We start from the raw sequence: 22146 nt of genomic DNA on the forward strand, positions 1-22146 counted from the left end.
CATGGGAGACGTAACACTCGAACACGTAAGCAAGCACTACGACGACGTAACGGCGGTCGACGACATGAACCTCGACATCGAAGACGGAGAATTCATCTGTCTCGTCGGTCCGTCGGGGTGCGGGAAGTCGACGACCATGGAGATGATTGCGGGCCTCACCATCCCCTCCGAGGGGAAGGTGTTCATCGGTGACCGCGAGGTGACGAACCTCCCACCGAAGGACCGCGGGGTCGCGATGGTGTTCCAGAACATCGCGCTGTTCCCCCACATGGACGTCTACGACAACATCTCCTTCGGGCTCCGCCTCCGCAACTACGANGTCGCGATGGTGTTCCAGAACATCGCGCTGTTCCCCCACATGGACGTCTACGACAACATCTCCTTCGGGCTCCGCCTCCGCAACTACGACAAAGAGGAAATCGAGCGCCGCGTCGAGCGCGCCGCCGAAATCGTCCAGCTGCAGGGCATGCTCGAACGCATGCCCGACGAGATGTCCGGCGGCCAGCGACAACGCGTCGCCATCGCCCGCGCCATCGTCCGNGTCCAGCTGCAGGGCATGCTCGAACGCATGCCCGACGAGATGTCCGGCGGCCAGCGACAACGCGTCGCCATCGCCCGCGCCATCGTCCGCAACCCCGGCGTCTTCCTGATGGACGAGCCGCTGGCGAACCTCGACGCGAAGCTCCGGGTCCACATGCGGACCGAGCTCCAGCGCCTCCACAAGGAACTGGACACGACCATCATCTACGTCACCCACGACCAGGCGGAGGCGATGACGATGTCCGACCGCATCGCGGTCATCGACTCCGGACAACTCCAGCAGATCGACCCGCCGCTCGTCTGTTACAACGAACCCTCGAACCTGTTCGTCGCCGGCTTCATCGGCTCGCCCTCGATGAACTTCCTCGACGGCGAGGTCACGGAAAACGGGTTCGTCTCGACCAACATCGACGTGGAGTTCGACCCCGCGAACCTCGGCATCGAGGTGGGGACCGACGTCACGATGGGTATCCGCCCCGAGGACGTGTACCTCGTCGGCGACGAGGCGCTCGTCTCGAACCCCAGCCACCGCATCGAGGCCGTGACCGACGTGCTCGAACCGATGGGCGACGAGATATTCGTCTACCTGAAGCTCTCGGAGTCGGCCGAGACGGACCTCGAAGACACGAGCGGCGTCGCCAACGACCAACTGCTGATGAGCGTCGCACCCGACACCGACATCGAGGAGGACGAGGACGTGACGGTCGTCCTCGACCGCTCGCGCGTTCACCTCTTCGACACGGAGACGGGCGAGGCCATCAGCCACGGCATCGAGACGCCCGTCCAGACGAGCGGCGCGCCCGGCACGGAAGCGGAAAGCGACGACTGACGCGCCCGTAACACGGCCCGCGTCGGTTCGTCCTCGACCCCGCACGCGACTCGCACAGCCCGCACAACGCTTATCGGAGCCACACCACATCACACATCCATGGTCAACGAACTCGGTCTGTTCTACCTCGGCGGGATGACGGTCCTGTTTTTCTTCTGGGCCTACGGCATCGTCTCGTTCCTCCTCGACCTGAAGAACAAGTTCATCCCGAAGGGCAAGCAGTACCTCCGCGGGCGACGCCGACTCAAGGAGGAAAAGCGTCGCGAGGAAGAGCGCAAAGAGCGCGAAGAACAGCTCTACTGACGCCCAGTCTCGACCCGTGCCAGTCGCCTCGTCCCGCCTCGTCGTTCGCCGTACCTCGCGTCCCGAACGCCGTCTGACCGGGCGCTCGCGGTCGATTCTGGCAATTCAGGCCAAAGAACGTGAAACTTAACACCACCTGTAGTTAATCATCGAATCATGAGTACGGAATCATCGGTCCGAGTCGGTATCGTCGGACTCGGAAACATCGGACACCACCACGCAGACCGCCTCGTCGCCCTCGGCGCAACCCTCGTCGGCGGCCTCGACATCCAGGCGGACGCCCGTCGTCGCTTCGCCGAGAAGTACGACGTGAACACCTACGAAGAGAAGTCGGAACTGTTCGGGGAGGTCGACGCGGTCATCATCACCACGCCGAACCGCTTCCACGAGGAGTACGCCGTCGCCGCGCTCGACGCGGGCCTCGACGTGCTGCTCGAAAAGCCGCTCGCGCACTCGCTCGAATCGGCCGAGCGAATCGCCGAGGCGGCCGAGGAGGCCGACGGCTTCTGCATGGTCGGCTTCAACAACCGCTTCGCCAACCCCGTCGAGGTCGTCCGCCACCACTACGAGGAAGGTCGCTTCGGCGACGTCACCCACGTCGAGGCCAACTACGTCCGCCGCCGCGGCATCCCCGGCCGCGGGTCGTGGTTCACCTCCAAGAAAGTCGCCGGCGGCGGTTCGCTCATCGACATCGGCGTCCACGCAATCGACCTCGCGCTCTACTTCCTCGACTTCCCCGAGGTCGTCGAGGTCTCCGGCGTCACCCGCTCGGAGTTCGGCGACCGCGACGACTACACCTTCGTCGAGATGTGGGGCGACGACGTCGGGCCGGAGGCCTTCGACGTGGACGACTCCGCGAGCGCCTTCATCCGCACCGAGGAGGGGACGACCATCTCCCTCGAAGTCGCGTGGGCGACGAACCGCCCGACCAACGACGAGTTCTTCCTCCGCGGCACGGAGGGCGGCGTGCGCTTCGACCGCGCGAGCCACGACCTCCAGTTCTACGAGGACGGCGTCGGCGGCGGCAACCACCTCTCGACGGCCGACGTAGAGACGCAGGACAACGACACCCACAAGACCGAACAGGAGGCGTTCCTCGCGGCCGTCGCCGAGGGCGAACACCCCGGCCGCAACACGGTCGAACAGGGCCTCGCCGTCCAGCGCGTCATCGACGCCATCTACCGCTCGTCGGAGACCGGGAAAGCGGTCCGCCTCGACGCGGTCGAGACCGAGACGCCCCCGGCGAACTGACCACCGCGAACGCGAACACTTCACAGCCCCACTTTTCACACCATGTCCGTCATCGACTCACTCAAGCGCCCGGAACACACCGGCGAGAACCGCTGTCTGCCGTGTACCGCCGTCAACGTCGCGCTGGTCGTCCTCGTCGGCCTCGCGGTCAGCGTGCTCTCGCCGCTGGTCGGCTTCGTCGTCCTCGTCGGCGGCGCGCTCGCCGTGTACCTGCGGGGCTACGTCGTCCCCGGCACGCCCTCGTTCGCGCCCCGGGTCGTCTCTGCGCTCGGCCTCGCCGGCGTCTTCGACCACGGCGACGCGGACTCGTCTCCCGACCGCCGGTCGGAGTCGCTCGACGCCAACGTCGACCCCGACGTGATGCTCTCGACGCTCCTGAACGCCGGGGTGCTCGTCGAGGAGGAAGACGGCCTCTTTCTCGCCGACGACGCCCGCGAGGAGTGGGAGTCGACGATGGCGACGCTCCGGAAGACCACTGACGAGGAACTCGCCGAGGCCGTCGCCAACGCGGTCCCGTTCGACGCGACGGTCGACGCCGAGTTCGGCGGTATCTCGCTGGACGGTCCCTCGATGTCCGTGTGGATTTCCCGGCCGCAGGCCATCGCGGACGTGGCGACGCTCTACACGGTCGTCGAGCGCGGCGTCGACCCGATGGTCGCGCTCGCGGCCACGGAGCCGATGCGGATGTTCACCGAGGTCTGTCCGGACTGCGGCGGCGCGGTCGAGGAGACGACGACGCGCAACTGCTGCGGCGGCACCGCGGGGCTGTACGACTCGCCGGAGCACGAGGTTCTCGGCTGTGCGGACTGCGGCGCGGTCGTCTACGAGTTCCCCGACGAGTAGCCGTTGCTGGCGGGGAATGGCCGAGCAGAAAAGACGCGAGCGGAACCTGACGACGCGGCTTCAGACGATTTCGTCGCGGTTCGGAACCTCGTCGCGGCCGAGCAGAATCTCCTGTCCTTCCACGTCTTCGAGCGCGGCGACCAGCCCGCCGACCTCGACGACGCCCTCTTCGGTCTCGATGTGGAGCGACGCGACCTCCTCCGTGTCCTCGAAGGCCGTCTCGATGACGCGCCCTTCGACCACGATGGGGTCGCCGGTCTCGATGTCGCGGCCGGAGACGGAGGCGTAGAAGTCGCCTTCTATCTCGCGGATGTCTTTGACGGCCCGGCGGATGGAGGCGTAGCGGCGCGGGAACGGCCGGCGCTTGCCGTTGGCGACGATGGTCTCGGCGGTGCTCCAGAGGACGGTCCCGAAGAAGCCGCTCACGAGGAAGCCGAGCGCGGAGCGGTTGAAGATGACGCCGTAGCGGTCGCGGTCGTCGCGGAGGGCGTCTTGGGTCGCGTAGATGGAGTACTCGCCGTCGGCGACCGCGAGGACGGGCGAGGTGATGCCGCGGCGGGCGCGCGCGATAGTCGCCACGTCGAGGTAGTTGAACTCGTCCGGGTCGGGCGCGCGGGAGGCGGGCGTCACGAGCAGGTCGATGCTGACGCCGCTGTCGATGGCCGCCGCGAGGTCGTCGCGGAAGCGACGGAGCAGGTCGGGCGTCAACGAGAGCACGAGTTCGTACTCCGCGGCCTCGATAATCTCCTCGATGTAGCGGAGGATGGTCGACCGCGACTTGACGAGCGAGACGGCCTCGGTGTCGCGTGCCGGGGCGGTGTAGCGCGCCTCAAGCTCCTCGATGAGCTCCTCCAGCGAGGTCTTGACGTTCGCGAAGGCGTCGTCGGGGTCGACCGCGACGATTTTCATCGGCCGCGACTCACGGAGCTCGACGAGGCCGCGGTCCGACAGGCTCCGGACCGTGTCGTACACCCGCGGCTGGGGGATGCTGGTTCGGTCGGCGATTTCGCTCGCCGTCAACTGTCCGTGTTCGAGGACGGCCAGATACGCGTCTATCTCGTACTCGCCGAGGTTGAAGCGCTCACCGACTCGCTCCATGGTGAGCCGCAGTTCGTCAGCCATGGTCGTGACGTGTACGGCATCACCTAAATCATTTACTGAAATCCGAGTAGCACAAAATTCCGAAAACAAGTGGCACAAACGGTAGCAGACCGGCTGTCGGTCGCTGTTTGACGGGGGGCGGGCCGCCGCTCACATGTACATCCGGTCGTCGGGGAGGTCCGCCTCGCTGTCGCGGAGTCGCTCGGCGAGTTCGGCGTAGTACTGCTGGACCTCGGCCGCGAACGACTCCAGCGGCGAGGAGTCGACGCCGAGGTCGTACACGTCGTCTGCGGCCTCGACGAGTCGAATCGCCGCCTCCACGTCGGGCGCTTGGGCGTGGACGGGCGTGACGTAGACGCCGACGCCGAGGGGCGACCCGATGCCGCGCTCGACGAGCGCCGCGTTGGTGCCGTCGAAGAACCCTCGGCCCATCGGGGGGATGCCGCTGTCGGCGAGTCGCGCCTCGCGGTAGTCGTCGGTGGCGATGTAGAACACGCGGTGTTCGTCGGGGCCGTGGGCCATCGGAATCCCCGAGAGGACGGCCAGCTCCTCGACTTGGTTGCGCTCTGTCCACTCGAGGATGGCGTTACCGAACTGGGTGCCGTGGACGGCCGGGACGAACAGCTCGCCGACGAGGACGGTCACGTCGAGGTCCTCGCGGGAGAATAGCCGGGTGTGATGCCGGGGGCGGCCGTTTTCGAAGGGAGTCACCGCCGGGAGACCCTCGACGGTGAGGTGGCCGGTCTGTTCGAGGTCGAGGTGGTCGACGATGAAGTCGACGGCCGTGAGGCCGGCGAGTCCGAACGACGAGAAGCCGCAGAGGAGCGCTCGGCTGGGCGGCGTCTCGTGGGTGATGCGGAAGTCGGGGCGGGCGCTCGTCGCGTTGACCATGCAGATACTGCGACGCCCCGACACTTAGCCGTTCACCGCGACCGAACCCTCGGAGTAACAACCCTTTTTTCACCGCTCTCCGTTGCGGTTTCCATGGACGGAGTCGAGGGGGTTGCCGACGTGTCGGGCGCGGTCGGCGGGACGCTGACGGCGGGGAGCCACGTCGCGGTCGCCCCGCTCCAGTCGACGGCAATCGAGCCGCCGGCGTTCGTGCCGGACTACCTCCTGTTTCCGGGGTGGCGCATCGCCGTCGCTCTCGTTATCGTCGCCCTGGCGGTCGGGCTCTCGAAGTACATCGTCCGCCTGCTCGGACGACCGGTCGCCCGGCAGTTCCGGCGGCAGAGCGTCGCCCAGACGGTCCTCCGAATCGTCCGGCTCGCTATCGTCCTCCTCGGCGTCGGTCTCGGGGCGAACGTCCTCGGCCTCGAACTCGGCGACATCGTCCTCTCGGTGACGGTGTTCTCGGCGGTGCTGGGTATCGTCCTCGCGCCCATCGTCGGGAGCATCATCAACGGGGTGTTCGTCCTCTCGGACCAGCCGTTCGAAATCGGCGACATGATAGAACTCGACGACGGCACGAAGGGCTTCATCGACGAGATAACCCTGAGCTACACGAAGATATTCACCCTCGACAACACGTTTCTGGTGATGTCGAACTCGAACATCCGCGACCGCGACGTCATCAACTACTCCGCGGAGGACGAGCGGACCCGCCTGTCGCTCGACGTGCTCGTCACCTACGAGTCCGACATCGACGCCGCCCGCGACCTCGTCGAGCGCGCCGCCCGCGACTGCGACTCGGTGGTCGAAGGCGGTCCGGACATCCGCATCGGGAGCGCCCGCTACCCGGCGAAGCCGACCGCCTACATCAACTCCTACGCCGACAACGGCGTCCTCCTGCGCCTCCGCTACTGGGCGCTGAAACCGTACAAAATCGGTCGCATCCAGTCGGAGGTCCAGACGCGGCTCTGGACGCTCGTCGAGGAGTCCGAGGCGACCGTGGAGTTCGCCTACCCGCACACCCACCTCGTCTTCGACGAGACCAGCGGGAGCCTCCACGTCACCAGCGACGAGGCCGCGAACCGGAGACACGCCACCGCGTCGCCGGCGCCGGGAGCGCCCGTCCAGCCGGTCTCTGACGGCGAGGGTGTCGACGCCCCGGAAACCCCAACTGACGCGACCGACGCCACGGAGCCGACGGACGTCGAGTCGACGGACGCCGAGTCGACGGACACCGCCGACGACTGACGAGGAACGGCGGACACAGTCGGGACTGGGGCCGCGTCGAAAGCGGAAGAACGAATCTGAACCCGAACCCGAGAGCCGCCGGCTCAGTCGTCCGCGCGGACGGTGATGACCGTGCAGTCGAGCTTTTCGCGGAGGAACACGTCGATGTCGGGGTCGTCGAGGAACCGCCGGAGCATCCGCCGCCAGCGGCTCGCCTGTTTCGACCCGATGACGACGATGTCGGCCTCCTCGGCGGCGACCTCTTCGAGAATCGTCTCCTCGACGAGGAAGCCTCGGCGGACCACGTAGCGCGCGCGGACGAGCGGGCCGAACTCGGCTTCGACCGCCCGCTTGAGTTCGGTCCGCGTGACGCCGCGGTTCGACTGGTAGAGGTCGACGTGGAGGACCGTCAGCTCGGCGTCGCGCTCGCGCGCGACGCGGACGGCCTCTTCGAGCGTCGCCCGGGAGTGTTTCGAGAGGGGGTACCGAACCGGGACCACGACCCGTGTCATACTCCGAAGCCACTCGCCGGGCGTGCGTGAACCTTTCCCTCTCGGTCGGCTTGGCCGGCGGACGCGCGCCCGTTTCCGACCCCTCGACCGCGCTCAGTCGTCGGCGCGGGTGGCCGACCGGCGCTCGATGCGCCCTTCGACCGCGGCGTCGAAGCCGACCTCGCGGGCGTACCGCGCCAGCGCGTCGTGCTGTATCTCGAACTCGCCGACGCGGTGGGCCTGCGTGATGGCCGGGAACTCCTGTGTGCTGTGGAGCAGGTAGTCGCTCGTGGCGACGGTGTAACGCGCCTCGGGGTCGACCGGCTCGCCGCCGACGAACGCCTCGACGACCTCGTCACGGTCGTCGTCCCAGACGATGCGCGCGCCGCTGACGTGGGCGTGCCACCAGTCCGGTTCGCCGAAGCCCATCTCGGTCCCGCGGGCGGCCCCGAACGCCGCCAGTAGCTCCGTGCCGGTCACCTCGGCGACGACGAGGTGCTCCTCGAAGGGGACGAGGCTCACGAGGTCGGCGTGGGTCACGTCGGGGCCGACGGGCGGGCCGGAGCGGATGCCGCCGCTGTTCTGCAGCCCCACGTCCGCGCCGGTCGCCCAGCGGTAGGCGTCGGCGATGGCGTTGCCGACGCGGCACTCGCCGGCCGCGACGGTCTCCTCGGCGCGGTCCATCGGGCGGTCGATTCGACAGAGCACCTCGTCGAGGCCGGCGGCGTCGACGCGGCCCGCCAGCGCCGCGACCAGCCCCTCGTCGGCCCGGTACTCGGCGGTCCGGTGGCGGACCGTCTCGATTCTGTCGGCGGCGACGCGGACCTCCCAGACGACGTGGCCGTTCGCCCCGGGGCGGACGATTGGCACGCCGTCGACCACGTCGTCGCGCTCGGCGTGGACGTGGCCCCCGAGGACGAGGTCCACGTCGCACCGGGCGACGAGTTCGTCGTCGCCGCTACCGAGGTGCGAGAGCGCGACGACGAGGTCCGCGCCGTCGTCTCTGAGCGCGGCGGCCGCGTCGGCGGCGGCCGCGTAGGGGTCGGAGAAGCCGACGTCGGCCGCCTCCGGGTTGATAGTGCCGGTCGCGGGGTCGGTGACGCCGAAGAAGCCGAGGGTCAGCCCGTCCACCTCGCGGGTCGTTCGCGGGACGGTTCCCTCGTCGGCGGCGAACCGGCCGCCGTCCTCGCCGTGGACGTTGCTCGTGACCCACGTCGGTCGGCTCGCGGCGACGAGTTCGCGGGTCCGGCTCGGCCCGTAGTCGAAGTCGTGGTTGCCGAACGTTTCGAGGTCGGCGTCCACGGCGTCGTAGAAGTCGAGCGCCTGTCCGCCGCGCTCGACGAGCGAGAGGACGCCCGGCGCGGTGTTGTCGCCGGTGCCGACCACGAGCGTGTCGTCGCCGTCGAGGGCGCTGACGCAACCCGCGAGGCGGCCGGCGCGCTCGGTGTCGTCGAAGACGTTCTCGATGTCGGAGTAGTGGAGGAGCCGAGGCATTCGCTTCTCGAATGTGGCGGTGCGGGCGGATAAGAAGCCGTCGGGACGGCCCGCGCCGTCGACGTGGGCCAACCCGAGTCGGACCGACGCGGGCCGGTCTCGACCGGGTGAGCGTCGTCTCTACTCGCCGTCTTTCCCTTCGAGTTCGAACGCGACTTCGACCTCGGCTTGGTACTCTCGGGTCTCGACGGACGCGAGTTCGACGCCGAGTTCCTTTACTTCGACCCAGTGGACGCCCGCGAGCGTCTCCTCGGCGCGGTTAATCGCGTCGTCGACGGCGGCGTCGAAACTCTCTGCACTCCGACCGACAAGGGTGATTTTCTTGAACACCATCTCGTCGGACCCTTCGTCTTACTATCACAAATAATCGTCCCCGATTCGGCGGCGACGGCGGGACGAGCCGAAGGGGCGGGCGGCGGTACGTGGCGGAAGGGTGCGCGGCTCACTCGTCGGGCCGATACGGACGCGCCGTCTCGGCTCGCGCCGCGACGCGCGTTCGCCCCCACGACACGGCCGCGGAGTCGTAACTCACGACCAGCGCCTCCGGCCCGCCCATGTGGTCGTAGACGACGAGCGTGACCGACGCCGTCGTCGGTCGGTCCACGACCACGACGCCGTACGGCGGGTCGCCTTCGACCGCGGACACGCGGACGCCGGCGTCGACCATGGCGTCGAGCCCGTCGGGGTACCGGTTCGAGAGCCAGTCGAGGGACTCCGCCGAGAGAACGAGCGTGGCGCTGTCACCGAGCCGCGCGAGTTGCTCGTGCGCTTCGGGCCAGATGCTGAACAGGAACGGGCCGTTGAACCCGGAGATACTCGTCGATTCGCCGAGGTCGAACTCGAGCGGGGAGCACTCTTCCATCGCCGCGAGGTCGCCGGTGCAGACGACCGCGTCGCGGAACAGCGAAGGTGGCGGGTTAACCGATTCCGGGAGGCGGTCGAGCACCGGTTTCGCGTCGAGCACGTTCGCCATCGACCGGAGCGCCTCGTCGTGCGTCTCCAAGGCGACGCGACCCGCGCTCGTGGCGACGAAGCCGCCGTTCGACCGCTCGACGAGTCCGAGTTGAACGAGGCGCTCGACGCCGCGGTCGACGGTGGACCGAGAGACCGAGAGCGCGCGGACGAGGTCGGCCTTCGAAAGCGACTCCGACGAGAGCGCCTGGAGAAGCCGACGGCGGCGGCCGACCGCCTCGAACGCGTCGGCCGCGTCCCCGCCCTCGTCTTCGTCCTCGTCACCAATCCAACTCGACATCGGTGTGAACATCTCAGGGCCTACACAAATGTATATCGGGACTCCGGATATTCGCCCGCAATCGGGGGGCTCGGGCGGACCGGCGGCCGCCTCAACGTGTCAACGAGATGTTGATTCGAGCCGTTTCTGCAACGCGCCGACGACGTCGGAGAGGTGTGCGGTCCCCCAGATGGCGACGATGACCCCACCGACGGCGTCGAACACGAGGTCGAGGAGCGTGTCGTCGAGGCCGTACTGCGTCAGCACCGACGCGGTGCCGGCGAGCGAGGCAACCCCCGAGATGGCGAACTCGATGACTTCCCAGAAGACCCCGAACGCGAGCACGAAAAGCAGGATGAAGACGAACATGAACCGCGGCGGCAGGTAGATGTCCGCCGTGTGCTCGTCGACCGCGCGGACGGTCGCGTAGCCGGCGGCCGCCACGACCGACGACGACAGCGCGTGCGTGAGGTGGTCCCACCACCAGACGCCCGCGTAGAAACTGGTCTCCGAACCGGGGAAACCGACCGTACCCAGCGCGTGGAGGAACGCCGCCGTCGATATCCAGAGCGTCAGTCCGGCGTCCATCGGGATGCGGTAGTCGCGTTCGAGTAGCGCCGGGAGGTAGGTCACGCCGAGGCCGACGAGCGCGTTGACGACGATGCCGAGGTTCCCGCGGTCGAGGCCGATGAAGACGAGACCGACGAGGACGACCTGCATCGCCCGCGAGAGCTGGCGCTGGCGTCGCGCGTCGATGTGGAGGTGCGAGCGAATCTTCACGACGACTCACCGCCCTCTCTCGTGGCGTCGTCGTCAGTTCCCGCTGGACTCACGTCCTCGGCGACGTCCGCCACCTCCTCGGGGAGCCGCTCGCGCGAGCCGGCCCGGCGGCGGAAGTAGTACTCGAACAGCAACCCGGCCCCGAGTCCGGCGACGGTGGCGGCGACGAAGTCCCACATCAGCCCCGCCTCGACGACGTGTTCGGGTCGGCCGTTCAACAGCAGGCGCGTCCCGAGATAGAGGTCCGAGAGCCACTGGACGACCGCCCAGACGCCGGCGGCGGCCATCGTGGCGATGACGACGAAGAAGACGGCGAACGAGTGGTTCATCCGGACCGGCGTGAACACGTCGAGTTCGACGGCGACGATGAGCGCGATGGCGGCCACCGCGAGGTACGTCGAGACGCGTCCGGTGAACGTCACGCCGCCGATGGTCTGGCCCCGAACGAGGACGCGAGCGACGAGCGGGAGCGACGCGAGCGCGACGACCTCCCACGGCAGCATCGCTCTCGGTTCGCGGAAGGCGACCGCCGGAACGACGGTGACCGCGGCGACGACGGCCGCGAACCCGCCCCAGACGAGGTCGCCGCCGGTGACGACGCTCCCGACGGCGACGGCGACGAGGAACCCCACGAACAGCCACGCGAGTACCGCGTTGAGCCGTCTACTCCGGACGAATTGCGCCAGCTCCGTCTGTGCGGCCTGCGACATGCTCGTCCGTTAGCGACGGGCTGAGAAAACGTTTGGGCGAAGACGCCCCGTTTCGATTACGTGTTCGTTCCGTGAACGACCTCGTAGTCGTTCCCACCACCGTTCGACACGCCGATGATTGCCCACTCGTATGGAAGGTCGATACCGCGAAGCCGCTCTCGAAGCGCGCTGATGTGGTCGTCCCACGTCACGAAGCAGCGGAACCGATACGGTGTCTCGGTTCCGCCGTCTGCGAGCACCGGACGGCATTCGGTCGCTTCTCGCGAACTCAGTGCGGTCACGTGGACCGTACGCCACTTGCGTTCGGCCAGCATATCGGTTCCGTCGCCCGAGACGGAGTAGCCGAGCCGGCCGAATATCGACCGAGCCTCCTGGACGGGAGGCATCGAAGCCTGGGCCATGCACGTCTACGTACACCCGCACCCCTGATAAAGATTGCCACGGTATGACATACCAATAGTTGACGAACGGTCGCGCCGGGCGCTCGACTACTCGTGAGCGGCGTCCCACTCCTCGGGCTTTCTGACGTTTCCGCAGTTGTTGCACTCGATGCGGGCCATCGTGTCCATCGCGGTGTCGAACGAGTCGCAGTTACCGCAGAGGTACCCCCATCGGCTCTCGGCGTCCTCGGTCGAGTACACCACGTAGAACGGTCCCTTCGAGCCGCGCTCGGCCTCGTCAGTGGCGACGAAGACAGTCTTGCCGCTCGATACGGTCTGGGTCTGGAGTTCGGCCATGCCACCGATTCGCGCGGGGGTGGCTTAAGAAATTGGTCCCTACGTCCGGAACGACTCGCCGCAGCCGCAACTGCTCTCGGCGTTCGGGTTGTTGACGTGGAAGCCCGCACCCTGCAGGCCGCCCTCGAAGTCGAGGGTGGAGCCGCCGATGTAGTTCATGCTCGCGGGGTCGACGAACACGCGGAGGCCGTGCTGTTCGACGACCGTGTCGTCGTCTTCCGGTTCGTTGTCGAAGCGCATCCCGTAGGACAGCCCGGCGCAACCGCCCTGCTGAACGAACAGCCGGAGGCCCGCCACGTCGGTGTCCATCGACTCTCCTTCGAGGAGGGAGACGGCTTCGTCCGCGGCCGCGGGCGTGACCGTGACCGCCACATCGCCGCCGCCACTCGCGGATTCCGTGCTCATACGCCCCACTATACTGTGGGAACGGTTAACTGTGGCGCAGGCGGAACCCGGTGCCGGCTCGGTAGGATGTGGCTACCGGCCGCAAGTCAGAGGAAAACGAGTCGAACGAGCCGCGTTCGCCTACTCTTCGAACCGCTCGCGGACGCTCTGAGCGTGGGCGTCGAGTCCTTCGGCCTCGGCGAGCGTCGTAATCGTCTCCGAGAGCTCCGACAGTCCCTCGCGGTCGAGGCGCTGGACCGTCGTCGAGCGGACGAAGTGGTCCACGGAGAGCCCGCCCTGTCGCTTCGCGCCGCCGCCCGTCGGGAGGACGTGGTTCGTCCCGGAGGCGTAGTCGCCGGCCGCGACGGGCGTGTACGGGCCGAGGAAGACGCTCCCCGCGGAGTCGATGCGGTCCAACAGCGCCTCGTCGTCGTCGGCCTGAATCGTCAGGTGCTCGGCGGCGTACTCCTCGGCGAACAGCACCGCCTCGGACATCGACCGCGCGAGGAGGACGCCCGACGCGTCGCCTTCGAGCGCCGCCTCGATGGTCTCGGTCCGCTCGCGCTCGCTCGCCTGTCGTTCGACCTCCGCGACGACTTCCTCGGCGAGGTCGGCGTCGTCCGTGACGGCGACGACCGACGCGTTCGGGTCGTGTTCGGCCTGCGCGACGAGGTCGGCGGCGACGAACCGCGCCTCGGCGGTCTCGTCGGCGACGACGAGCACCTCGGAGGGACCGGCGAGGAAGTCGATGTCCACGTCGCCGCGGACCTCGGCCTTCGCCGCCGTGACCCACTTGTTGCCCGGCCCGACGACCTTCTGGACGGCCTTCACCGTCTCCGTGCCGTAGGCGAGCGCGGCGATGCCCTGCGCGCCGCCGACCGAGTACACCGCGTCCGCGCCCGCGACGTGCATCGCGGCGAGCGTGACGGGGTTCATCTGGTCCGCGGGCGGCGTGGTGACCGCGACGTGTTCGACCCCCGCGACCTTCGCGGGGATGACGCCCATCAGGACGCTCGACGGGTAGGCGGCGGTGCCGCCGGGTGCGTAGACGCCGACTCGGTCCAGCGGGCGGTAGCGACGCCCGAGCTCGCGGCTGCCGGCGTCGCCGAACTCCTCGCGCCAGTCCTCGGGGACCTGTTTTTCGTGGAACTCGCGGACGTTCGCCGCGGCGGCCTCGATGGCCTCGCGCACGTCGTCGTCGATTTCGTCGTAGGCGCGCTCGGCGGCGTCGGTCACGTCGATGTTACCGACCTGAACGCCGTCGAACTCGCTTGAGAACTCACGGACCGCCGCGTCGCCCTCGCGGCGGACGCGCTCGACGATGTCGCGCACGTCGGAGCGAACCTCCTCGACCCCGGCGTCCCGCTCGAAGAAGGCGCGGCGGGCGTCGGTGCCGAGGTCGGCCAGTTCGCGAACCTCGATGTTCATACCCCGGCTTTGCGGCCGGCGCGAAAAGTCGTTGCGGAAGCGGTGGGCGGCGCTCGCGTCCCGCGCCGCGGCCTCGCGCGACCTACGCCACGTCGCGCTGTTCCGTGTACGTCAGCGTCCGGTCGTCGGTCTCGATGGTCGTCTGGACCGTAATCCAGCCGTCGGCCTGTCGGACCGCGAACGCCTCGGAGTACGAGAGTTTGACGCGCTTCGTCGTCGTGTAGGACTCGCCGGCCGCGAGGTCGCCGACCGCTTGGGACCCGCGCCAGACCTCGTCGTCCGGGTCGGTGCTGTTACCGACGAAGATGCGGCTGTAGACGGTGACGCCGGAACTGTCGGCGTCCTGCTGGTTGGTTATCGTGCTCGTCACGTCGCGGCACGTCTGGCCGCACTTCTCGATGTTGTCGACGACGACGCCGAACGGCGGCACCGATTCGCTCTCGGACGCGTCGCCGTCTCCGTCGCCGCTACTGCTGTCTCCGCTCTCGCTGTCACTACTTCCGCTGTCGCTGCTACCGCTGTCGCCGCTGTCGCCGTCGTCGGGCGGCGCGGTCGTCTGCGTGGGGAACGGTTCGTCTGAGTCGTCGGCGTCGTCGGAGAACGGTCCGATTCCGGTCACGAACGCGGCCGAGACGCCGGCCGTGAGGAGGACCAGAACTGTCGCGGCGACGAGGAGTGTTCGTCTCATAACTGAATTGAAACTTCGTCTTGGACGGCTGTCGTTCAGCTCAGTTGCCGGCTACCTTCGGGTCGCACTTAGTTACGCACCCGAAAAGTCGGTGGCGAGGTCGCTTAGCGAGTCCCCAAGCGACCCGTCGAGGGCCTCGTTCAGGAAGTCGCTAACGAGGTCGTGGATGTCCGAGACGAACTCCGGGACCGGGCCGGGGAGTTCGCCGGGCGGCCCCTGCTGGCCGGCCTCGGAGGCGGGGGACGATTCGCGTGCGTTGTCGCTCGGTGCGGCGGCGGCGACGCCCGCGGTCGCGACGAGAGCCGCGAGCGCGACGCCGACGAGGGTGAGTCTGCGTCGGTTCATGGTGAATCGCTTCGGTCGCCACTCGCGGAGCGACGCTCATGAATACGGGACACCGTGGCGGGCGTTTTGCGCCGGTTTCGCCGAGTTTCGCCGCGGTTCGCGTCGAATTGCCGCCGGTTCGGGGGCGCTACTGACCCAACTGCTCGCGCATGGCGGCGAACCCGGCTTCGGGGTCCACGTCCGCGCCCTGCGCCTCCAGCGCCTCGCCGAGGGCGGTCAGGAGGAACGAGACGTTCTCCGGCCGCGCCGAGTGGCCCATACAGCCGACGCGGAAGATGTCGCCCGCGAGCGCGCCGAGGCCGCCGGCGATTTCGAGGTCGTAGTGGTCGAGCACGTAGTCGATGGCCGCGCCCGCGTCGACGCCGTCGGGGACGAGCACCGCGTTGAGGCTCGGCAGCCAGTACTCGTCTTCGGGGTTGAGTCCGAGGCCCATCGCCTCGACGCCGGCTTTCAGCGCGCCCGCGACCCGGCGGTGGCGCGCCCACCGCTCCTCGATGCCCTCCTCGGCGACCAGTCGGAGCGCCTCGCGGATGGCGTAGACGTTGGTGATTGGCGCGGTGTGGTGGTACGAGCGGTCGTCGCCCCAGTAGCCCTCAAGCAGCGACAGGTCGAGGTACCACGAACGAGGCGGCTCCTCCCGCGAGAGCACCTTGTCCATCGCGCGGTCGTTGAGCGTCAGCGGGCTCGCGCCCGGCGGGCACGACAGGCACTTCTGCGGCCCGGAGTAGGCCACGTCGATGCCCCAGTCGTCGACTTCGAGTTCGACCCCGCCCAGCGAGGTGACGGTGTCGGCGACGACGAGCGCGTCGTGGTCGTGGGCGATGCTCGTCAGTTCGGGGACGCCCGGCTGTTTCACGCCCGTCGAGGTCTCGGCGTGGACGAACCCGAACACGTCCGGCTGGTGTTCGTCGAAGGCGTCCTGCACGTCAGCGGGGTCGAGCGGCTCGCCCCACGGCGCGTCCACGTGGACGACCTCGCCGCCGGCGCGCTCGGCCATCGACTCCATGCGCCCGCCGAAGTAGCCGTTCGTCGGGACGAGCATCGTGTCACCCGGTTCGACGAGGTTGCCGATGGCCGCCTCCATCGACGCCGACCCGGTCCCCGAGACCGGAATCGTCCACTTGTTGTCGGTGCGGAACGTGTAACGCATGAGCTCCTGCACCTCGTTCATGATGTCGATAAACGACGGGTCGAGGTGACCGACGAGCGGCGTGGACATCGCGCGGAGCACGCGCGGGTGGACGTCGCTCGGGCCGGGGCCCATCAGCGTGCGATTCGGCGGGGTGAGTTCGCCGACATCGGGTGCATCGGACATGGTCTGACTGCACGTGCCACGCAAACGGGCAAAAGGGATGTGATTGCGGAACGCTGTGAACTGGGCTCGGCGGGCGACCGAACCACCCAAAAGACAGTTATCAGTTGATGTCTTCCGTTCAACATGAACGCCTCTCGGCTCACTCGGCGGCGGCTCTTGGCGGCGACGGGGACTGCGGTCTCGGTGGTCACCGGCGGTTGTCTCGACGTTGGCGGGCGCACCGGAGAGACGGAGAGTGAGGTGGCGACGGCACCGGAGACGACGGCCGAACCACCCACGGTTTCGGGGACCGAGAGAGCCACCGCGAGGAACGCGCCACCGGAGTACGATTGTTCGGCGGCATCTCGACCCGAACCGGCGTCGCCGACCGGCGAGAACGCCGACGCGCTCCGACCGGTGGCCTACCCGACGCGCCCGGACTCGTTCGCGGATTCCGACCGGGGGACCGAATACATCGAGGCGTACGAGCGGGCGTACCGGCACAACGAGTTAGTCGCGGACCGGGGGTCGTCGCTCGTCGCCCACTCGTTGAGTCTCCGGGACGCCCGGCCGTACGGCGCGCCTGACGGGGCCGCGGTCGTTCGACTGACGTACACCTACACGGAGGTCGTCTCCCACTCCGACGGGTACGTCGCCGGTGACTCCCCCCAAATCATCGTGACGTACTACGCCGACGAGTCGGTCGTCATTCGCACCCCGCCCCTCCGGTCTTCAGACGCTCCCGACGGTCTCGTCCCCGACCCGTGGAACTCCGGCCGGCCGGTCGAGTGCTTCGAGTAGCCCGCTCAGCCCGACAGCGCCTGCGCAACCTTCTCTATCGGGTGCGGCGGTCGTCGCGCCGCGTCGTCCCTGTCTTCCAGTTGCGTCCGACACGACGCGCCGGGAGCGACCACTTCGTCGCCCCGGCTCTCGTCGACCTGTTCGAACAGGATGTCTCCCATGGCCTTCGAGAGGTCGTAGTGTTCGGCCTCGTAGCCGAAGCTCCCAGCCATGCCGCAACAGCTCGAATCGAGCGGGTCGACCTCGTAGCCGACCCGCCGGAGGACGCCCACCGCGTGGTGGTCCTTGTTCAGCGCCTTCTGGTTGCAGTGGCCGTGGTAGGTGAGGGAGCCGAGCGCGCCGCCGTCGGCGACCGCGGAGGTGACGGGTCCGGCCGCGTCGCCGTCGGGCGAGCGCCCGCGAATCGGGAGAGTCTCGTCCAGTCGGTGGGTGTCGAGGAACTCCATGACGCCGTAGGCGGCCGCGGCGACCGGCGCGACCGCGTCGTCCGGCAGGAGGTCGGCGTACTCGTCTTGGAACATCACCGCGTCCGAGGGCTCGACGAAGACGACCGACCAGCCGTCTTCGACCGATGGGCGGAGCGTCTCGACGTTGTGTCCCGCGCGCCGCCGCGCGAGGTCGAGGAAGCCGCCGGAGTAGGCGGCGCGACCGCTCGGCTCGACGCCCTCCGCGAGGCGGACGTGGACGCCGGCGGCCTCCAGCACCCGCACCGCCGCCTTGCCGATTTCGGGCGTGACGTAGTTCGTGTAGGTGTCGGGAAACAGGAGGACGCGGTGGTCGGCTTCGGACGCCGGCACGCGGGGTCGTCGCGCGTCCATCCACGATTCGAGCGTGTCGCGGGTGAACGAGGGGAGCGACCGGTCCGGGGCGATGCCCGCGAGTCGCTCCATCGCGGCCCGCGCACCCGGAATCTCGGCCGCCCAGTTCGAGACGGGCGCGAGGGCGCTCCCGACGCCGGCCAGCCGGTCGATATTGGCGAACAGGCGCTCGCGGAGCGACGCGCCTTCCTCGGCGTGGTGGGCGTGTTTCACCTCGGCTTTGAGCTTCGCCAAATCGACGCCGGTCGGGCAGTCGTTCTGACAGCCCTTACAGCCGACGCAGAGCCCGAGGACCTCCTCTTGGAACCGGTCTGAGTGAATCTCGTCCTCCGGGAGGTCGCCGCTGATGGCTGCGCGGAGCATGTTGGCCCGCCCGCGGGTCGTCTCGGCCTCGTCCTTCGAGGCGCGGTAGGTCGGACACATCGTCTCCGACCCGGTCTGCCGACAGGTGCCGCAGCCGTTGCAGAGTTCGACGAGGTGCGAAAAGCCGCTCTCGTCCGAGAAGTCCAGCGTCGTCGCGGGCTCGATGGACTGGTAGGCCGCGCCGTACCGGAGGTTCTCGCGCATGTCCGCGCCGACGCCGCGGTCGCCGTCCGGCCCCGGGTCGGAGGGACCGTCCCGGTAGACGACGTTCCCGGGGTTCATGCGCCAGTCGGGGTCGAACGCCGTTTTCAGCTCCTTGAACGCGCCCCAGAGTTCGGGGCCGTACATCTTGGGATTCCACTCGGTTCGGGCCATCCCGTCGCCGTGCTCGCCCGAGAACGCCCCGCGATGATCCAACACGAGGTCGGTCACGTCGTCGGTGATGGCGCGCATCGTCTCGATGCCCGCGCCGTCCTTCAGGTTCAGAATCGGGCGGATGTGGAGCGTCCCCGCGCCGGCGTGGGCGAAGTACGCGGCCGAGGTGCCGTGGTCTTCCAGCACCGCCTCGAACGACTGGACGTACTCCGCCAACTCCTCGGGGGGGACGCTCGCGTCCTCGATGAACGGGTAGGGCTTCGGGTCGCCCGGCAGCGACATGAGGAGCGGAATCGCCGCCTTGCGGAGCTTCCAGAGGTCCGCCTGCGCCGCGGGCGTGTACGCCTCGATGGCGTCGAACGCGCCGCCGTCGGCGTCGTCACCCGCCTCCGACTCGGCGTCGCCGTCTCGCAGGAAGTGCTCGTTCGCCTCGCGAATCACCGCCTCGAAGTCGTCGTGCAGTTCGGAGTCGAACTCCAGCATCAGGGTCGCGGCCGTCCCGTCGGGAATTTCCTCGACGTACTGGGCGTACTCGCTGGACTCGGCGGCCATCCGCAGCACCTCGTCGTCCATGAGTTCGACCGCGCTGGCGTCGAAGTCGAGCGCGTCGGGGACCGCCGCCATCGCCTCCACGAGGTCGTCGTAGGCGTAGAGGACGAGCGCCGTCTCCTCGGGGACCGTCACGAGAGACACGGTGGCCTCGACGACGACGCCGAGGGTGCCCTCCGCGCCGACGAACAGTTTGGAGAGGTTGATAACCGTCTCGCCGCCGTCGGTCTCGGAGACGACCTTGTGGAGGTTGTAGCCCGACACCGACCGCTTGAGGCTCGGATACCGCCGCTCGATTTCGTCTTCGTGTTCCTCGACGAGGCCGAGGACGGTCCGGTAGAGGTGGGCCTCGCGGTCGTCCTTCCCGACGATGCGATCCCACTCGTCGCTCCCGACGACCACGTCGCGGGTGTGGACGACCGACCCGTCGGCGAGGACGACCCGCAACTCCTCGGTGTAGGCGTCGGTGATGCCGTAGCGGACCGAGTGCGCGCCCGTGGAGTTGTTGCCGATGCCGCCGCCGACGGTCGCCCGGTTCGATGAGGCGGGGTCCGGCGCGAACTTCAGTCCGTGGTCGGCGAGGCGGTCGTCGAGGTCGTCCTGCACCACGCCGGGTTGGACCCGCGCCCGCCGCGCGTCGGGGTCCACGCAGACGATTTCGTCCATGTACTTCGAGCAGTCGATGACGACGCACCTGGGGCCGACGGTCTGTCCCGCCAGCGACGACCCCGCCCCGCGCGGGAGGACGGGAACGTCGTGCTCGGCCGCCGTCCGCACCGCGGCGCGCACGTCGTCCTCGTCGCGGGGGACGACCACGCCCGCCGGGCGCGCCCGGTAAATCGAGCCGTCGGTCGCGTACAGCACCTGCGCGTACTCGTCGAAGCGCACCTCGCCGGAGACGACTTCCCGGAGGTCGGCGGCGAGGTCGGCGTGCTCGGCTACGTCGACCACGTCGTAGTCGCGCGACTCCTGAAACCGCCGGAAGTCGCCTCGTTCCTCGCCGTCCGTCTCCGCCGCGATTCGGGTCGCCCGCGAAGGGCCGTCGCCAGACATTATCACGTATAATCGTGCAGGATAGCAAAAACCTGTGTGTGACTCGCCATGTTTGCCAGAAGCGGTAGTCGTTCGCGGCGGACCGGCTTCGTCGCGCGCGGGCCGAGTGTGCCGAGTTGGGTGAGAACCCGTCTACTGCGGCGGGTTCCGGGGGTAGTTCCCGACGCCGGTCCGCAGTTCGCCGTCGGCGACAACCCAGCCCTGGCGGTCCGCCGGGAGGTCGTAGGCGGCGACGTGGTCGACGTACTCGTTGTAGTTCCAGCCGCCGACCCACCACGAGTTCGCGCCGCGGAGTTCGACGCTCACCGAGACGTTCGTCGTCTCGGGGCCGTCGTACCGCACGAACAGCACCGACTCGTAGTCGTAACACCGGGTGTCGTCGCTGTTGCTCGGCCAGTCACACGGGACGAGCCGGGCGTTCTCTCGCGGTTCGAACAGGGGTTCCGTCCCCTCGGGCGCGAGCGTGTCGATGGACTGGTTCACCCGCACGTCGGCGAACAGGTCTATTGCGTCGTGTTCGACGCGGAGCGTGTCGGAGTCGTTCTGACTGTACTCGCTCGCCGGAATCGGCTCCCAGCGGACCAGTCGGTCGTTCTCGACGACCGCCCGGTAGTAGGTCGGGTCGGCGGGAATCTCGTCGGCCCGGAGGCGGAGCATCGGGCCGGACTCCGTTTCGACCACGTCGTAGGCCCAGCCCGTCGGAAGCAGGTACTCGCGGGACTCGACGGCGTCGCCGACCGCCGAGGAGCCGTCGCTGACGGGTAACGGCACGAGGACCGTCACGTTCGAAATCGGTTCGTCGGCCGAGACGCGGACGCTGTAGTCGTACTGGCTCCCGTAGGAGTCGAGAAACGAGAGCCGGCCGAACGCCCAGAGGCCGCCGGCCGCGACCGCGACCACGACGAGCGCGGCGACGACGACGATGCCGAGTGTGCGGACGTTCATCGAAACCACCGAGCGGGCTAGTCTGCCCGCTCAGACCGCCGCACCTCCCGCGGCGGTGCCCGCGGTCGACTCCACGAACTCGGCGAAGTCGGCGGCGAACGACTCGACTTCGTCCCAGTCGGTGTACTCGTAGTCGCGGGAGGCGTCCGTGTCGCCGGTCGCGTCCTTGGCGATGCGCTTCATCATCATCCGGGTGAGAAAGCCGTACTCCGAGTACCGAAGCGCCCCGCCGAACGCGGCCATCCGCTCCGGATGCCAGCCGCTCTCTTCGACGAACTCGTCGAGGTACGTCGCGACCTCGGCGCGGGCGTCCTCGTCGTCGAGCGCCGACGACAGCGACACCTGGAAGAAGCCGTTGGGCCGCGCCTCGATGTCGTCGCGGTGCTCGCGGACGAACTCGTAGACCGGCTTCGAGTGCGCGCCAAGATGAATCGACGACCCGACGAGCACCGCGTCGGCGTCGGCGAGCGCCTCGCCAACGTCCGAATCGGCGACCGAGGCGGTCCTCGCGTCGTGCCCGTGCGCCGCCAGCGCCTCGGCGATGCGCCCGGCTATCTTCTCGGTCTGTCCCTCTTTGCTCCCGTACGCGACGAGTATCGTCCCCATACAGCTCACCGCGTACCTGTTGGTTCGCTCACAGCATAACCCCACACACAGCCTCTCACCCCCCGAGAA

24 protein-coding genes are annotated in these 22146 nt (G+C 68.4%); 6 read left to right on the forward strand and 18 right to left on the reverse strand.

Features of this window, described 5'->3' with window-relative positions; genetic code table 11:
• Position 1: 1 nt before the first annotated feature.
• The 4 genes from C454_RS08815 (at position 2) to C454_RS08830 (ending at position 3766) form a co-directional block, all read left to right on the forward strand.
• On the forward strand, positions 2 to 1369 hold the full coding sequence (locus C454_RS08815; protein ID WP_004974679.1) for an ABC transporter ATP-binding protein: 1368 nt from the start codon (positions 2 to 4) through the stop codon (positions 1367 to 1369).
• Positions 1370 to 1468: 99 nt separating this feature from the next.
• Positions 1469 to 1672 carry a hypothetical protein gene (locus tag C454_RS08820; RefSeq protein ID WP_004042869.1) on the forward strand — a complete coding sequence of 68 codons (204 nt, stop codon included), beginning with the start codon at positions 1469 to 1471 and terminating at the stop codon, positions 1670 to 1672.
• A 156-nt stretch (positions 1673 to 1828) separates the two neighbouring features.
• The gene (locus C454_RS08825) at positions 1829 to 2923 is read left to right on the forward strand and encodes a Gfo/Idh/MocA family protein (protein WP_004974682.1); all 1095 of its coding nucleotides are present in this window, start codon (positions 1829 to 1831) and stop codon (positions 2921 to 2923) included.
• A 42-nt stretch (positions 2924 to 2965) separates the two neighbouring features.
• Positions 2966 to 3766, forward strand: coding sequence for a hypothetical protein (locus C454_RS08830; protein ID WP_004974688.1), 801 nt, complete (start codon positions 2966 to 2968; stop codon positions 3764 to 3766).
• Between the two features lie 60 nt (positions 3767 to 3826).
• Here C454_RS08830 and trmB read toward each other — a convergent pair whose 3' ends face one another.
• Entirely contained in the window at positions 3827 to 4888 is a 1062-nt protein-coding gene (trmB, locus tag C454_RS08835; RefSeq protein ID WP_004974690.1) for an HTH-type sugar sensing transcriptional regulator TrmB, read from the reverse strand.
• 129 nt (positions 4889 to 5017) lie between these two features.
• The gene (locus C454_RS08840; RefSeq protein WP_004974692.1) at positions 5018 to 5758 is read right to left on the reverse strand and encodes a proteasome assembly chaperone family protein; all 741 of its coding nucleotides are present in this window, start codon (positions 5756 to 5758) and stop codon (positions 5018 to 5020) included.
• A gap of 93 nt (positions 5759 to 5851) precedes the next feature.
• On the opposite strand from C454_RS08840, the gene C454_RS08845 reads away from it, so the two are divergent.
• Positions 5852 to 7006, forward strand: coding sequence for a mechanosensitive ion channel family protein (locus tag C454_RS08845; RefSeq protein WP_004974694.1), 1155 nt, complete (start codon positions 5852 to 5854; stop codon positions 7004 to 7006).
• An 83-nt stretch (positions 7007 to 7089) separates the two neighbouring features.
• Here C454_RS08845 and C454_RS08850 read toward each other — a convergent pair whose 3' ends face one another.
• The 13 genes from C454_RS08850 to C454_RS08910 form a co-directional block, all read right to left on the reverse strand.
• The gene (locus tag C454_RS08850) at positions 7090 to 7497 is read right to left on the reverse strand and encodes a universal stress protein (RefSeq protein ID WP_004974696.1); all 408 of its coding nucleotides are present in this window, start codon (positions 7495 to 7497) and stop codon (positions 7090 to 7092) included.
• A 93-nt stretch (positions 7498 to 7590) separates the two neighbouring features.
• Positions 7591 to 8970 (reverse strand): bifunctional metallophosphatase/5'-nucleotidase, encoded by a 1380-nt coding sequence (locus tag C454_RS08855; RefSeq protein WP_049905057.1) that lies wholly within the window; start codon positions 8968 to 8970, stop codon positions 7591 to 7593.
• Between the two features lie 120 nt (positions 8971 to 9090).
• Positions 9091 to 9303, reverse strand: a complete 213-nt coding sequence (locus C454_RS08860; RefSeq protein ID WP_004969446.1) for a dodecin — start codon at positions 9301 to 9303, stop codon at positions 9091 to 9093.
• A 109-nt stretch (positions 9304 to 9412) separates the two neighbouring features.
• Positions 9413 to 10222: a helix-turn-helix transcriptional regulator gene (locus C454_RS08865; protein ID WP_004974701.1), complete on the reverse strand. Its 810-nt coding sequence runs from the start codon at positions 10220 to 10222 to the stop codon at positions 9413 to 9415.
• Positions 10223 to 10321: 99 nt separating this feature from the next.
• Positions 10322 to 10981 carry a hypothetical protein gene (locus tag C454_RS08870; RefSeq protein ID WP_004974704.1) on the reverse strand — a complete coding sequence of 220 codons (660 nt, stop codon included), beginning with the start codon at positions 10979 to 10981 and terminating at the stop codon, positions 10322 to 10324.
• Positions 10978 to 11691, reverse strand: coding sequence for a hypothetical protein (locus C454_RS08875; protein ID WP_004974705.1), 714 nt, complete (start codon positions 11689 to 11691; stop codon positions 10978 to 10980). The genes C454_RS08870 and C454_RS08875 overlap by 4 nt, the downstream gene beginning before the upstream one ends.
• Before the next feature lie 56 nt (positions 11692 to 11747).
• On the reverse strand, positions 11748 to 12092 hold the full coding sequence (locus C454_RS08880; protein WP_004974708.1) for a DUF7116 family protein: 345 nt from the start codon (positions 12090 to 12092) through the stop codon (positions 11748 to 11750).
• 87 nt (positions 12093 to 12179) lie between these two features.
• Positions 12180 to 12428, reverse strand: coding sequence for a DUF5816 domain-containing protein (locus C454_RS08885; protein WP_004974710.1), 249 nt, complete (start codon positions 12426 to 12428; stop codon positions 12180 to 12182).
• A gap of 39 nt (positions 12429 to 12467) precedes the next feature.
• The gene (locus tag C454_RS08890) at positions 12468 to 12833 is read right to left on the reverse strand and encodes a HesB/IscA family protein (RefSeq protein WP_004062279.1); all 366 of its coding nucleotides are present in this window, start codon (positions 12831 to 12833) and stop codon (positions 12468 to 12470) included.
• A 120-nt stretch (positions 12834 to 12953) separates the two neighbouring features.
• A complete protein-coding gene (gene hisD / locus C454_RS08895) occupies positions 12954 to 14234 on the reverse strand; it encodes a histidinol dehydrogenase (protein WP_193363458.1) in 1281 nt (426 codons plus the stop codon).
• A gap of 88 nt (positions 14235 to 14322) precedes the next feature.
• Positions 14323 to 14928, reverse strand: coding sequence for a hypothetical protein (locus C454_RS08900; RefSeq protein WP_004974713.1), 606 nt, complete (start codon positions 14926 to 14928; stop codon positions 14323 to 14325).
• 72 nt (positions 14929 to 15000) lie between these two features.
• Positions 15001 to 15273: a hypothetical protein gene (locus tag C454_RS08905; protein WP_004974715.1), complete on the reverse strand. Its 273-nt coding sequence runs from the start codon at positions 15271 to 15273 to the stop codon at positions 15001 to 15003.
• 127 nt (positions 15274 to 15400) lie between these two features.
• Positions 15401 to 16537 carry a pyridoxal-phosphate-dependent aminotransferase family protein gene (locus tag C454_RS08910; protein WP_004974718.1) on the reverse strand — a complete coding sequence of 379 codons (1137 nt, stop codon included), beginning with the start codon at positions 16535 to 16537 and terminating at the stop codon, positions 15401 to 15403.
• A gap of 174 nt (positions 16538 to 16711) precedes the next feature.
• Between C454_RS08910 and C454_RS08915 the strand changes: the two genes are divergently transcribed.
• Entirely contained in the window at positions 16712 to 17368 is a 657-nt protein-coding gene (locus tag C454_RS08915; protein WP_049905058.1) for a hypothetical protein, read from the forward strand.
• Positions 17369 to 17373: 5 nt separating this feature from the next.
• On the opposite strand, the gene C454_RS08920 is transcribed toward C454_RS08915, so the two are convergent.
• The 3 genes from C454_RS08920 to C454_RS08930 form a co-directional block, all read right to left on the reverse strand.
• Positions 17374 to 20526, reverse strand: a complete 3153-nt coding sequence (locus C454_RS08920) for an FAD-binding and (Fe-S)-binding domain-containing protein (RefSeq protein ID WP_004974723.1) — start codon at positions 20524 to 20526, stop codon at positions 17374 to 17376.
• 132 nt (positions 20527 to 20658) lie between these two features.
• Positions 20659 to 21471 (reverse strand): hypothetical protein, encoded by an 813-nt coding sequence (locus C454_RS08925; RefSeq protein WP_004974724.1) that lies wholly within the window; start codon positions 21469 to 21471, stop codon positions 20659 to 20661.
• Between the two features lie 30 nt (positions 21472 to 21501).
• Complete coding sequence (locus C454_RS08930; protein ID WP_004974726.1) at positions 21502 to 22077, reverse strand: flavodoxin domain-containing protein; 576 nt, start codon at positions 22075 to 22077, stop codon at positions 21502 to 21504.
• Positions 22078 to 22146 lie beyond the last annotated feature (69 nt).

The sequence above is a fragment of the Haloferax gibbonsii ATCC 33959 genome, assembly GCF_000336775.1.
In the GTDB taxonomy this organism is placed as follows: domain Archaea; phylum Halobacteriota; class Halobacteria; order Halobacteriales; family Haloferacaceae; genus Haloferax; species Haloferax gibbonsii.

Coding starts and splice junctions, on each gene's coding strand:
- C454_RS08820 (WP_004042869.1), top strand. CDS start 1,469: ATGGTCAACGAACTCGGTCTGTTCTACCTCGGCGGGATGACGGTCCTG.
- C454_RS08825 (WP_004974682.1), top strand. CDS start 1,829: ATGAGTACGGAATCATCGGTCCGAGTCGGTATCGTCGGACTCGGAAAC.
- C454_RS08830 (WP_004974688.1), top strand. CDS start 2,966: ATGTCCGTCATCGACTCACTCAAGCGCCCGGAACACACCGGCGAGAAC.
- trmB (WP_004974690.1), bottom strand. CDS start 4,888: ATGGCTGACGAACTGCGGCTCACCATGGAGCGAGTCGGTGAGCGCTTC.
- C454_RS08840 (WP_004974692.1), bottom strand. CDS start 5,758: ATGGTCAACGCGACGAGCGCCCGCCCCGACTTCCGCATCACCCACGAG.
- C454_RS08845 (WP_004974694.1), top strand. CDS start 5,852: ATGGACGGAGTCGAGGGGGTTGCCGACGTGTCGGGCGCGGTCGGCGGG.
- C454_RS08850 (WP_004974696.1), bottom strand. CDS start 7,497: ATGACACGGGTCGTGGTCCCGGTTCGGTACCCCCTCTCGAAACACTCC.
- C454_RS08855 (WP_049905057.1), bottom strand. CDS start 8,970: ATGCCTCGGCTCCTCCACTACTCCGACATCGAGAACGTCTTCGACGAC.
- C454_RS08860 (WP_004969446.1), bottom strand. CDS start 9,303: ATGGTGTTCAAGAAAATCACCCTTGTCGGTCGGAGTGCAGAGAGTTTC.
- C454_RS08865 (WP_004974701.1), bottom strand. CDS start 10,222: ATGTCGAGTTGGATTGGTGACGAGGACGAAGACGAGGGCGGGGACGCG.
- C454_RS08875 (WP_004974705.1), bottom strand. CDS start 11,691: ATGTCGCAGGCCGCACAGACGGAGCTGGCGCAATTCGTCCGGAGTAGA.
- C454_RS08880 (WP_004974708.1), bottom strand. CDS start 12,092: ATGGCCCAGGCTTCGATGCCTCCCGTCCAGGAGGCTCGGTCGATATTC.
- C454_RS08885 (WP_004974710.1), bottom strand. CDS start 12,428: ATGGCCGAACTCCAGACCCAGACCGTATCGAGCGGCAAGACTGTCTTC.
- C454_RS08890 (WP_004062279.1), bottom strand. CDS start 12,833: ATGAGCACGGAATCCGCGAGTGGCGGCGGCGATGTGGCGGTCACGGTC.
- C454_RS08900 (WP_004974713.1), bottom strand. CDS start 14,928: ATGAGACGAACACTCCTCGTCGCCGCGACAGTTCTGGTCCTCCTCACG.
- C454_RS08905 (WP_004974715.1), bottom strand. CDS start 15,273: ATGAACCGACGCAGACTCACCCTCGTCGGCGTCGCGCTCGCGGCTCTC.
- C454_RS08910 (WP_004974718.1), bottom strand. CDS start 16,537: ATGGGCCCCGGCCCGAGCGACGTCCACCCGCGCGTGCTCCGCGCGATG.
- C454_RS08915 (WP_049905058.1), top strand. CDS start 16,712: ATGAACGCCTCTCGGCTCACTCGGCGGCGGCTCTTGGCGGCGACGGGG.
- C454_RS08920 (WP_004974723.1), bottom strand. CDS start 20,526: ATGTCTGGCGACGGCCCTTCGCGGGCGACCCGAATCGCGGCGGAGACG.
- C454_RS08925 (WP_004974724.1), bottom strand. CDS start 21,471: ATGAACGTCCGCACACTCGGCATCGTCGTCGTCGCCGCGCTCGTCGTG.
- C454_RS08930 (WP_004974726.1), bottom strand. CDS start 22,077: ATGGGGACGATACTCGTCGCGTACGGGAGCAAAGAGGGACAGACCGAG.